The following is a 12,285-nucleotide window of genomic DNA, read 5'->3' on the forward strand; positions in this document are numbered from 1 at the left end:
CCTTTTATTGTTTATAAGATGAAAGGAATTAAAAACGAAAAAACACTTATGTATAAGCAAATATACTTAAAGCGAGGAAAGGAAGACAGCCTGCTTCGTTTCCATCCATGGATCTTCTCGGGTGCAATCAGTCGAATAGATGAAGGATTGGAAGAGGGAGATATCGTCCGAGTGATGACTCATGACAACCGCTTTATAGCTGTTGGTCACTTCCAAATAGGCTCTATCTCTGTACGTGTTTTATCATTCCATGATATCGAGATTGACGATGAGTTTTGGGAGAGTAGGCTCTCTGCTGCCTTGCAGGTACGCAATGCCATCGGGGTAATTCGTCAGTCGGGTGATGTCAAGGAGGGCTATCCCAATACCACATACCGCCTCGTTCATGGTGAAGGCGACAACCTTCCCGGACTTGTAATAGACGTATATGGCACAACAGCTGTTATGCAGGCTCACTCTGTCGGGATGCACGTCTGTCGTGAAGTCATTGCTCGCGCACTGGTGAAAGTGATGGGGGATCAACTCGATAGTATCTATTACAAGAGTGAGACAACCTTACCCTTTAAAGCCGACTTAGGGCAGGAGAACGGGTTTATCTATGGTCAGACGGATAACAACATAGCGATTGAGAACGGTTTAAAGTTCCATATTGATTGGTTGAAAGGACAGAAGACAGGCTTCTTTATTGACCAACGGGAGAACCGCAGTTTATTGGAATACTATGCCCAAGGACGCAGTGTTCTCAATATGTTCTGTTACACGGGTGGATTCTCAGTGTACGCTATGCGCGGTGGAGCTAAGTGTGTTCATTCTGTCGATAGTTCGGCGAAAGCCATCGAACTAACCAATAAGAACATCGAAATAAACTTCCCTGATGATAAGAGACATGCGGCTTTCTGCGAGGATGCCTTTAAGTATCTTGATGACAACGAAGGCAAGTATGACCTTATTATACTCGATCCCCCCGCCTTTGCCAAACACCGACAAGCATTGAAGAACGGGCTTCGTGGCTATACACGTCTTAATGTGAAAGGCTTTGAAAAGATACGCTCTGGCGGTATTCTCTTTACGTTCAGTTGCTCGCAGGTAGTGACTAAAGACAACTTTAGACAGGCTGTTTTCACAGCTGCTGCACAAGCGGGTCGAAAGGTGCGGATACTCCATCAGCTCCATCAACCAGCCGATCACCCTATCAATATATATCATCCTGAAGGCGAATACTTGAAGGGCTTGGTGCTATATGTTGAATAAGATCAAGCGTTACATAGCCTCGGAACAGCTCTTAAAGCCTAAGGCTCATTGCCTTGTAGCCCTTTCGGGCGGTGCTGATAGCGTCGCCCTGCTGTTGACAATGCGCCAGTTAGGTTACGAGACAGACGCTGTTCATTGCAATTTCCACCTCCGTGGCGATGAAAGCAATCGTGATGAGGAGTATTGCCAGAGCCTGTGTAAACAATTAAACATACCTCTTCACATTGCTCACTTTGACACCTTGACCTATGCCGAGGCGCATAAAGTGAGCATAGAGATGGCTGCACGTGAATTGCGTTATCGTTACTTCTTTCAGTTGAAAGAGGCTCTTGGGGCTGATGCGATATGTGTTGGGCACCATCAAGAGGATTCGGTCGAGACGATACTCATCAATCTTGTGCGTGGAACGGGGCTTAGTGGTATGCTTGGAATCCGTCCGAAGAAGGGCGACATTGTGCGTCCTCTGCTCTGCGTGAGCCGTAAGGAGATAGAAGAATACCTCCATCAGCAAGCTATCTCGTATGTTACAGACAGTACAAACCTTGTTGATGACGTTGTAAGAAACAAACTCCGATTGAATATCTTACCCCAGTTAGCAGCTATCAACCCGTCTGTTAACGATGCTATTCTTACAACGGCTCGGCACTTAATGGATGTTGATAAGATTGTAGAGGCATCTTTATTACAGGCGTTACAATCGGCTGTCAAGCCCCTTAGGAAAGGTCAGGAAATATCTTTCAAACGTCCTTTTAAACCTGAAGAGAATGTTCCTTTCACTCTTGATTTACAGGTCGTTCGGCAATTCTCTGCGCCTTCTTACCTTCTTTTTTATGTGTTGAAACCACTCGGATTTACCACTTCGCAGATTACAGAAGTTGCCGAACTTGCAGACGAAAAGACGGGGCAACTATGGGAGTCAGCGGCTTATGAGCTTACTCACGATCGGCATTCTCTGCTCGTTCTACCGCTTGAACACGATGTTCCACGCCCACTCGTCATTCCTGAAACGGGGCGTTATATCTATGATGAACATACTTCTATCCGACTAACGACGTCTTTTCGCAACCCACAAACACCCCTTTCTTTCTCGAAGGATGCGAATATCATCGACTTAGATGCAGCCTCCATCCGTTTCCCTTTGACCCTTCGTCGAACAGAGGTAGGCGATCGTTTCACCCCATTGGGTATGCAGGGAACACAATTAGTAAGCGACTTCTTAACCAATCGGAAGTGTAACCGCTTTGAGAAGCGCACCCAACTTGTCTTGCAAGATGCCACTGGCACGATCCTATGGGTAGTCGGTCAGCGTATCAATCACCACTTCCGCCTCACCGAATCAACCACCGAGTGTTTGCGTGTGGAGGCTCTTGTCTAATTCAAAATTCATAATTCAAAATTCAAAATTATGATTAGGTAGAGTTGACGAGTGGACGAGTTAACAGGTTAACAAGTTATTAGTTATATTGAATGTAGTACCAAAAGTAGGGACAGACGCCCTCGTCTGTCCGCTTATTTACCTTTACATGGCATCCCGTTAGGCAACATCCCCTCCTTTTGAGGGACTTGGGGAGGCTTTTATGGCTGTGTTCTGGCGGACAGACGAGGGCGTCTGTCCCTACAGGTTGGTATTATCATTAATTAAAGGAACACCCTTCTTGATTGGAGAAGGGCGTTTCCTTACAATGAAAAGGGCGTCTCTTCACATCGAAGAAACGCCCTCTTTGAATTAAAGAAACTTTTTCCTAATTATCTCCCGTTAGGCACTCCTCCCCTTGGGGGAGGCTGGGAGGGGTTGTTCCATTCGGAGAGGGGACGGGGGGGAGGCTCCTTCTTTCCCCTTTTGAGGGGCTGGGGGAGGCTTTACTTCACTACCTTATCCAACACCGGAACGGTGACTCCCGATAGAGAGGACTGCTTCTTGTCGTTGAGTTGTTCGAAGATTACAATGTCATTCTTGCCTTTCTTGAGGTAACAACCAGGTAAGTAAAGGGTTTGCTGAGGTCCCACTTTCCAGTAACGACCTAAGTTGATACCATTGACAAAGACGATTCCTTTGCCCCATTGAGCCATATCTAAGAACGTATCACCTACTTTGTCGAGGTTGAACGAACCACTATAAAGAACTGGCAAACCTGCTTTGTAGCCTGCTGGTAATCGGTTGGTATCAGGCATAGAAGCCATTGGCAACGGGTACATCTGCCACTCGCCAGTAATCTCGTTATCGTCTATTGTGATAGGACGGGTTATGCCTTTCGAACTCTGAACGATACGTGCTCCGTAGTTAATGCGCCCCATGTTCTCCACAAGAATATCCAAGGTGCTGTTGAAAGGAATGTCGATTTCCATGCTATCTTTGTCGAATACCTTGTTTAACTCGCCCTTCTTCTCACCATTCACATAGACTACGGCGTAATCAGCCAAGCCTTTCATGCGCATGAGTCCACTGATGGGTTGGTTGAAATGGCGGCGATAGAGCACATAACCAGAGCCTTGGTTGAGTTCCTCGAAAGTCATAGGATGGTCGCTCTCAACGGCTTTCATCGTGTTAATCATCGTCATTACGTCGACCGATTTACCCAAGGTTATGTTTGGAATAGCGATGACTGGGATGCGTTCAGGCACTTCGGGCACCTTATAAGAGACCGACTTTGCAATCAAGTCGCGCAATGCGTTGTATTTAGGAGTAGCCCAACCCGCCTCGCTGATAGGTGCATCATAATCGTAGCTGGTCATATCTGGCTGTATATTCGTTGCGTTGCTATAGTTCGCCCCAGCGCTGAATCCGAAGTTAGTACCGCCATGTACCATGTAATAATTAAAGCTGATACCATTGTCGAGATACTTCTTTGTTTGCTTAACAACGCTCTCCGTCGATACACGTGGGAAGGGTTCCGCCCAGTGACTGAGCCATCCTGGATAGAACTCAGCCACCATGTAAGGTCCAACTCCACCATGATACTCATTGACAACTTTCTTGAGTTTATCAATATCCCCCTCTCCGTTGGCTGTTGGAAGTGCTCCTTCGATGGCTCCACCCTTAAAGAGCCAACTGCCATCAGACGTGAACATGGGTACAGTAAAGCCCGCATCGAGCAACTGCTGACGTATTTGTGCAGCGTACCTCTTGTGTGTTTCGAGTGGAATATCCTTGCGTTGAGCCACGTAGGAACCAAATTCATTCTCTGCTTGAACCATTATCACGGGTCCACCCTGCGTCACCTGAAGGTCAAGCACTTGCTTTGCTAACTGATTGATGTACACTCGGCAGGAGTCTAAGAAAGGCTTGTTATCGGTGCGAATCACCAAGTCCTTTGCCTTAGGAAGCCACCACGGATAACCGCCGAACTCCCATTCTGCACAGCAATAAGGGCCTGGTCGGAGGATAACCATCAGTCCCTCTTCGCCCGCAGTCTTAATGAATTGACGCAAGTTGTGCGTTCCTGTGGTCCAATCCCACACCCCCGGACTCGTCTCGTGATGATTCCAAAAGATGTAAGTAGCCACTGCGTTGAGCCCCATAGCCTTCATCATCTTCATGCGATGACGCCAGTATGGAGCCGGAACACGCGCATAGTGCATCTCACCCGAGTGTATCTGGATGGGCTTCCCATCGTAGATAAAGTTGCCATTAGCGATGGCGAACGTATGTTTCGTTTGTTTTGCAGCCACGACAGAACCTGCTGCCAGCAGACAGACTGCCAATAGTAAGAGTTTAATTTGCCTCATTCTGTAAATTATGTAGGTTAGAATAAATAATTAATCTATAGGTTTTTAAAGTCCATTTGGGCGTTCCCATGGATAGAGAAAGGCTTAGACTTCGGTTGACAAAGTTCTTAAAAAAGAACGAGAGTAGCAAATAAAACGATGGAAAAATGTGTCATCAGTACGATAAAAGACTGCTTCGCTTTCTGTACCCAGCGATATTCAAGGATAGAGCGGAGGCTCCGCTTAGTTTTTTCAGGTAATTGCGAGGTAATTAAAAAGAATGATGTACTTTTGCAATTCAGTAAGTCTATTATTGGTGAATATCTATTATATGAAGCAGAAAATATTGTTCTTTTTATTCCTCTCAATCGGTCTTGAGGTGGCTGCGCAATCGCATCATTCGACCATGGCCGTGCGTGGTGACAATGCAACAAGCAGTGTTGCTCAAGCCTATGCCGACTCCTTGCAATCGTTGAGAGACAGTCTTTTCAAACCGAAAAAACAGAAACTAATATCGCTGAAAGTGGCAGATGAGAACCACATGCGGCTTCTCTTCCCATTGACATTCTATCGGGATGTGACGCAACAGTTGTTCTCTAACGCCAATGCCGAGCGTGATTTCAATGCCAATCTCATGCACCTTTACCTCAATCGACCCGATTTAGTGAGTACGACGGAACGGGCGGTGCAACAGCAGCAAACGACCATCAACGATATAGAAAAGCCTATTCAGCATGAGGCGGAGATGGTCAGTAGGGTGAAAGAACCACCTGTTGAGCCTATCGAGGTACCGGTTGAAGTGCTCGTTAAAAAGCCTAACTTCTGGACTTACAAAGGCGATTATGCCCTGCAGTTCTTGCAGAACTACGTGTCAGGAAACTGGTATCGAGGGGGCGAAAGCAACTATGCTGCACGTGGATTAGTGGTCATGCAGGCTAATTATAACAATAAACAAAAGGTGAAATGGGATAACTGCTTGGAGCTAAGATACGGTTTGCAGAGTAGCAGGTCGGACTCGTTACATAGCTTCAAGAGTACGGAGGACTTGATACGCCTTACTTCCAAGCTGGGCTTACAGGCTACGAAACGATGGTACTATACGCTTCAGTTCATCGGACAAACGCAATTCTCGCGGGCGTATAAGTCGAATGATCCAACGATATATGCCGACTTCCTTGCACCTTTCACATTGAACCTCTCTCTCGGTATGGACTATTCGGTCGACTGGTTTGAACATCGTTTGAAAGGCAATGTACACCTTGCTCCGTTGGCATATAACATGAAGTACACCCGCTTCCGGAGCCTGTCAAAGCGGTTGGGAATCGGTAATGACAATCACTTCCTACACGACTTTGGATCGGAGTTCACCGTCGACTTGGAGTGGAAAATTATGGATATGCTCTCATGGAAGACCCGTCTTTATGGCTACACCACCTATAAGCGCGCCGAACTGGAGTGGGAGAACACCCTCACCCTCCGCTTCAATCGTTTCATCTCAAGCCAGTTGTTCATCTATCCCCGCTTCGATGACGGTGTGAGCCGAGACTCCCATTATGCTTTCTGGCAGCTCAAAGAGTTCGCATCTGTCGGCTTCCAGTATAGCTTTTAAGCACTTTGTGTAATTCAAAATGCAAAGTTCATAATTCAAAATTGTGATTACTTCAAGTTGACGAGTACACGAGTTAACAGGTTAACAAGTTATTAGTTCTATTGAATGTAGTACCAAAAGTAGGGACAGACGAGGGCGTCTGTCTCTACTTTGTGGCATTCCTTAGGATAGAAAGAACCATTCAAATAGGTTATCATTAGGCGCTCCTCCCCTTAGGGGAGGCTGGGAGGGGTTTCCAGACGAGGGCGTCTGTCCCTACAGGTTGGCATTATCTTTAATTAAAGAAACGCCTTCTTCAATATGAAGAGGGCGTTTCCTTGCAATGAAAAGGGCGTCCCTTCACATCAAGGAAACGCCCTCTTTGTTTGCAAATAATGCTATCTACTCCCCTCTCCATTCGGAGAGGGGGCGGGGGTGAGGCTGTAGATGGGATTATGGGAGACCGTCTTTCCGTCCTTACTTACCTATGCAAAAGTGCTTAAAGATATTCCCCAACACCTCATGGGGGGTAATTTGTCCACCGGTAATATCGGCTAATTCGTTAAGACAAATGCGGAGATCCTCGCTGATGAGGTCGCCGGAAAGGTTCGTGGCGAGGGCTTCTATGACACGGCGGATGGACTCGTTGGCACGAGTGAGGGCTTCGTAATGGCGGACGGAAGTGATGATTACACTATTCTCGTTGATCTCTGGAATATTAGCCGATGTGTAGATAAGTTGTTCCAGTTGGTCGATATTACGCTTATACTTGGCAGATATGGCAACCACGGGGCATGGACTATCGCTCGCGGAAACCTCTTCTGCGGCACTCTCATCCACTTTATTGCGCACAAGAATAAGGCTCTTTCCTTCGCAACGAGCCTGCATATCAGACAGTTCCGATGTTCTGGGCGGAGTGTCAACCACCCACAGGATGATGCGAGCCTCCGCCAGTTTCTTATACGATCGTTCGATTCCGAGTTGCTCAACCTGATCGTCCGTGTTACGCAAACCAGCTGTGTCAATAAAGCGGAAAGTGATCCCCTGTATCTCTGTCGTGTCTTCAATGACATCGCGGGTCGTACCATGAATATTTGAAACTATCGCTTTCTCTTCGTGTAACAAGCAATTCAAAAGCGTTGATTTACCCACGTTTGTCTTGCCAATGATGGCTACCGGCACTCCACGCTTCAGTGCGTTACCTGTTTCAAACGACTTGATAAGCACCGAGATACGCTCGTGTATTGTCTCTGCTAACGCCTTCAACTGCCCCCGATCAGCAAACTCTAACTCCTCATGATCGGAGAAGTCGAGCTCTAACTCAAGTAGGGACGTCATCTTCAAGAGCTGATCTCGTAGCTTGGAGAGTTCCGAACTGAAGTGACCCTTCAGTTGGCTCAATGCCACCTGATGGGAGGCTCTGTTCGTTGCAGCAATTAGGTCGGCAACAGCCTCCGCCTGACTTAAGTCCATCTTACCATTCAGATACGCTCGTTGGGTGTATTCCCCCGGTCGAGCCTGTCGGCATCCAGCATCGATAAGTGCCTTTACCACCTGATTAAGAACGTATGCCGAACCATGACACGAGACTTCCGTACTATCCTCACCCGTATAACTATGCGGGGCACGGAACACACTCACAAGGACATCATCAATCTCTTTTCCGTCCTTGTCGACAATCACTCCATAATGTAGCGTGTTCCCCTTTGCTTCGTGGAGCGGCTTCTTTCCCACCCCACGAAAGACCTTCTCTGTCAGTTCAATCGCCTTTGCACCACTCACTCTGACCACTCCAATAGCTCCACCGGGCTGCGTTGCGAGTGCTGTAATCGTATCTGTTGCGGTCGAAGAAATCGTGTCTAATACCATAAAGACTACTTCTCTCCCACCTTATTATATACGTCTGAGGACGGTCTCAATCAATCCGTCGATGGAATTCTTATAGTTGGCATTCGCCTCTTTAGCCAATCGGTTGGCAATAACCATGCAACAGGTGACAGCCTTATGACCCATGAGTGTAGCCAAGCCAGCCAACGCTGACGACTCCATCTCAAAGTTCGTCACGCGCAAACCATGGTATTCAAACTTCTCAATCTTCGTATTTAACATTGGATCTTGCAGTGGTAAGCGTAGCTCGCGACCCTGCGGACCGAAGAAGCCACCGCACGCGATGGTCACACCTCGCACCATATCATCGCCCGCAATACGGTCGAGCAACTCGCTATCAGCGCATGACACGTAAGGATTACCCATCTGTAAGTCCCATTGCACCTGCTCTTTAAACTCCCGTTCAAAGTCTAAATCACATGCTTGATTGCGCCCGGCATAGAAGTTCAGAAGCCCATCAAAACCAATACTCTTGGCTGACGCGATGTAAGTACCCACTGGGGTGTAAGGCTGCAGACCACCACATGTACCAATGCGAACCAATGTCAACTGTCGCAACTGCTCGTTTTCATAACGTGTCTTAAAGTCGATGTTTGCCAAAGCATCCAGTTCGTTAACAACAATGTCGATGTTATCACAACCGATACCTGTGCTTAATGCCGTGATACGCTTCTTGTGGTAAGTACCCGTAATGGCTCTAAATTCACGGTTAGATACCTCACACTCAATGTCTTCAAAATGTGACGCAACGAGTGCCACACGCCCGGGATCACCCACAAGGATGACTTTGTCAGCTAAATTTTTAGGTTTTAAGTGTAGATGGAAAACGCTTCCATCATTATTGATAATGAGCTCTGAGGGAGCAAAATACTTCTTCTCCATATCAAAAGGTGTTTGGGTAAATATTATAACTACTATCTCTTAATTGACAAAGATACGTAAAAAAGCGGAAAGTAACAAGTTTTTTCGGACAGAAAAGCAGAATGCTTTAGAGAGAGGAACATAGGAAATGAAAGCCTTCCCAAGCTCCTCCGAAGGAGGGGATGTGCCTAATGGGATGTCAAAAGGGGGCGAAAAGGCAGACAGACGAGGGCGTCTGTCCCTACTGTGTGGCAACTCTTTTAATGGTAGAAGCAGCCTCACCCCCAGCCCCTCTCCGAATGGAGAGGGGAGTAAATACTACTATTAGCAAACAAAGAGGGCGTTTCTTCGATGTGAAGAGACGCCCTTTTCATTGCAAGGAAACGCTCTCTTCAATGCGAAGGGGGCGTTTCTTTAATTAATGATAATACCAACCTGTAGGGACAGACGCCCTCGTCTGTCCGCCAAAGCACAGCAAATTAAAAGCCTCCCTAAGCCCCTCCAAAGGAGGGGATGTTGCCTAACGGGATGCCATATAAGGGTAAATGGGCGGACAGACGAGGGCGTCTGTCCCTACTTTGTAGCATTCATTTGGATAGAGAGAACCATACAAATTAGCTTCCGTTAGGCACTCCTCCCCTTGGGGGAGGCTGGGAGGGGTTTCCAGACGAGGGCGTCTGTCCCTACTTTGTGACATTCATTTGGATAGAGAGAACCATACAAATTAGCTTCCGTGAGGCACTCCTCCCCTTGGGGGAGGCTGGGTGGGGTTTCCATCCGAAGGTGTCTACCCCTACTTTGTGGCACGTTCTTCTTTTTAGTCTTGCTGTTCCTACCCTTTCTTCAGCACCACTTGCACACTATTGAAGTCGTAGGCTTTATCAAGAACGGATAGTATGCTCGACCACTGGGAAGCGGGTACTCGATACTGCTTATATACCTTTTCGAAAGTTACCAATAGTTTACCATCCTCGACAGAAGCTTTGGAAGTAAAGGAAATAGCACTATTATCTACATGAGAATTGAGTTTTTGCAAACTCTCGGGAGCTACGCTGTAACCATTAGGGATGGCTAAGCGCACCGTAACAGAGTAGGTTCTGGGGTAAGAATAGATGATATCTACATTGCGCTGACGCTCTGCTCCCTCGATATGCATTTGTTGCCCGACAAGCTGACCGACGGAGATTACAAGGTTGCGACCGGCTTTCTTCACCAGGCCGTCCATCTGGTAATCAATAAGGTAAGTAAAGGGTTTATCCTTCTCACCGCATGACAGCACCTTAGTTTCATTCACTTTCACTGCTGCGTGGTCGTGATATGCCTTTATCTCATCGCTGAAGTTCTCCGCAATCGACTTCTTGTCTTGCTCCGCGCGTTCGCTTGCTCGCTGGTCAGCAACGTTTAGTCCCTTGTCGAAAAGCTGTGCGAACTTTGTCACGCCATAGTCGGCTCCCCATGACTGAGCCATCTGCTCGGCTGAAGTATAGTCCATGATGTTACCCTCCTTGTCGCATCCTGTGGTGGCATCTTGGCGTTTGATGTTGAGCAAGATACCATCGACTGTAGCATCAACATCCACCTTCTCCGTGTTATCTTTCGCCTGGCTGCCTGGGATAGTCACGTTTCTAAAAGGTCCATTTTGGAACTTCTTCTTCGCATTAGTAGCCACTGCGTCCCGGTTCTGATAGATAGAAGGGATGGTGTTAGCCGTTGTGCCGTATCGAGTACTTACTGGGAAGTAACACTGACCATTATCTAACATGATTCCATACGTTGCGTTCCAGATGTTCGCTAATTGCCCAATAGGCTCGGTCATGCGGTCAGTTACCAACACACGAGAGTATGGAACTTTGAGCTTATCGAGTATGTATGAGAACGCAGAAGCAAAGTTGCTATAATTGAAATAAGGTTTACCATGCACCAAGGTTCTCAACATGATGTAGTTGTAAACATAGTTAGCTCTTTCTGTCGGATCGCTTATCTTCTTCGCATCATCAATCACTTTGTTGAACGCCTTATAGAAGCTCCACTTGCTGGTAGACGCATTCCAGAGTGTCCAAGCATCCTCTTGAATAGCCTTCGCATCGGGGTTTGCCTGCAAGCCTTTGGTCTTCATGCTCTTTGGAATGTACTCCAACGCCACGTTCGCATTGATGAATAGCATTGTATAAGGGGTCTGCGCCAATGGGTTATAGGCGTAGTCTGGCATCGTCTTATCGATGTTTTTCACACGAGCATCGAGGATAATAGCATCCTTGTCAGTGCTTTGCTTGAAGTCTGGAGCACCATTCATCGTGCGGTACTGAGTACACAGGTCCTTATCAATAGAGCAATGAATTTGATAGTCAAGGATGGGATATTGACTGCCAAAGAAGAATGCCATCGGGTCGATGTTCTCCTCTCTTAGCTTGTCAAAGTCATAGTAGAAGTAGTCGAGCATATCGCCTACTTGGAGGTTCGGAACGGCAAGTTTGGCATGTTTCTCTTCTCCTTTCCTTCCCTCGTTATCGTCTTGGTAGTCCTTTTCCTCTACCTCCTTAATGGTTCCGTTAGGCTTGATAACGCGCACACCGAGCACTGTTCGGCGGTCATTACGCCATAGTCCGTTGTTGAGGGAGTAGTCGTATGTGCGGAACTCAAACGTGGAGAACTTATCCAAAGCAGCCTTATCATTGATCTTAATAAGGCTTCGGACGAGGTGAGTACCCGTGCATTGCTTCACCTTACCAAGGCTGAGAGGGTTGAAGTGGTTGGTGTAATCGACTCCAACCTCCTCATATCTTGCCAAGACAACAGCCGACTCTTTATTATACTTTGCCGGTACTGTGCGGTTGTTGAATTGTGGTAGATCCTTGTTCCAGACCTCCTTCTTCACTTCACGTGCAAACTGTTTGTAATCCTCCTCATCGAATGCCATCATCGGAAGAGTTATGATGGTGAGGAAAAGCAATGCAATGATTTTCTTCATAAGATATGTTTTGAATATTGTTAAT

General features: G+C 47.0%; 7 protein-coding genes. 3 read left to right on the forward strand and 4 right to left on the reverse strand.

Annotation, left to right across the window (positions count from 1 at the left end; translation table 11 throughout):
* Nucleotides 1-48: 48 nt before the first annotated feature.
* The gene (locus tag J5A55_RS09095; protein ID WP_039851487.1) at nucleotides 49-1,251 is read left to right on the forward strand and encodes a class I SAM-dependent rRNA methyltransferase; all 1,203 of its coding nucleotides are present in this window, start codon (nucleotides 49-51) and stop codon (nucleotides 1,249-1,251) included.
* Nucleotides 1,241-2,626, forward strand: a complete 1,386-nt coding sequence (gene tilS, locus J5A55_RS09100) for a tRNA lysidine(34) synthetase TilS (RefSeq protein WP_004383991.1) — start codon at nucleotides 1,241-1,243, stop codon at nucleotides 2,624-2,626. Before J5A55_RS09095 ends, tilS begins: the two co-directional genes overlap by 11 nt.
* 485 nt (nucleotides 2,627-3,111) lie before the next feature.
* On the opposite strand, the gene J5A55_RS09105 is transcribed toward tilS, so the two are convergent.
* Nucleotides 3,112-4,977, reverse strand: a complete 1,866-nt coding sequence (locus J5A55_RS09105) for a beta-galactosidase (protein WP_004383993.1) — start codon at nucleotides 4,975-4,977, stop codon at nucleotides 3,112-3,114.
* A 310-nt stretch (nucleotides 4,978-5,287) separates the two neighbouring features.
* Between J5A55_RS09105 and J5A55_RS09110 the strand changes: the two genes are divergently transcribed.
* Nucleotides 5,288-6,565 carry a DUF3078 domain-containing protein gene (locus tag J5A55_RS09110; RefSeq protein ID WP_004383995.1) on the forward strand — a complete coding sequence of 426 codons (1,278 nt, stop codon included), beginning with the start codon at nucleotides 5,288-5,290 and terminating at the stop codon, nucleotides 6,563-6,565.
* 456 nt (nucleotides 6,566-7,021) lie between these two features.
* On the opposite strand, the gene mnmE is transcribed toward J5A55_RS09110, so the two are convergent.
* From mnmE to J5A55_RS09125, 3 genes are all read right to left on the reverse strand, one after another.
* On the reverse strand, nucleotides 7,022-8,413 hold the full coding sequence (mnmE, locus tag J5A55_RS09115; protein WP_004383996.1) for a tRNA uridine-5-carboxymethylaminomethyl(34) synthesis GTPase MnmE: 1,392 nt from the start codon (nucleotides 8,411-8,413) through the stop codon (nucleotides 7,022-7,024).
* A 24-nt stretch (nucleotides 8,414-8,437) separates the two neighbouring features.
* Entirely contained in the window at nucleotides 8,438-9,313 is an 876-nt protein-coding gene (locus tag J5A55_RS09120) for a nucleoside phosphorylase (protein ID WP_004383997.1), read from the reverse strand.
* Nucleotides 9,314-10,124: 811 nt separating this feature from the next.
* Entirely contained in the window at nucleotides 10,125-12,260 is a 2,136-nt protein-coding gene (locus J5A55_RS09125) for a DUF3857 domain-containing protein (protein WP_004384001.1), read from the reverse strand.
* Between the last annotated feature and the right edge of the window lie 25 nt (nucleotides 12,261-12,285).

The sequence above is a fragment of the Prevotella veroralis genome (genome assembly GCF_018127765.1).
GTDB lineage: Bacteria > Bacteroidota > Bacteroidia > Bacteroidales > Bacteroidaceae > Prevotella > Prevotella veroralis.

Excerpts from the sequence above, each read along its gene's own strand:
- J5A55_RS09095 (WP_039851487.1), top strand. The coding sequence starts at position 49 with ATGTATAAGCAAATATACTTAAAGCGAGGAAAGGAAGACAGCCTGCTT.
- tilS (WP_004383991.1), top strand. The coding sequence starts at position 1,241 with ATGTTGAATAAGATCAAGCGTTACATAGCCTCGGAACAGCTCTTAAAG.
- J5A55_RS09105 (WP_004383993.1), bottom strand. The coding sequence starts at position 4,977 with ATGAGGCAAATTAAACTCTTACTATTGGCAGTCTGTCTGCTGGCAGCA.
- J5A55_RS09110 (WP_004383995.1), top strand. The coding sequence starts at position 5,288 with ATGAAGCAGAAAATATTGTTCTTTTTATTCCTCTCAATCGGTCTTGAG.
- mnmE (WP_004383996.1), bottom strand. The coding sequence starts at position 8,413 with ATGGTATTAGACACGATTTCTTCGACCGCAACAGATACGATTACAGCA.
- J5A55_RS09120 (WP_004383997.1), bottom strand. The coding sequence starts at position 9,313 with ATGGAGAAGAAGTATTTTGCTCCCTCAGAGCTCATTATCAATAATGAT.
- J5A55_RS09125 (WP_004384001.1), bottom strand. The coding sequence starts at position 12,260 with ATGAAGAAAATCATTGCATTGCTTTTCCTCACCATCATAACTCTTCCG.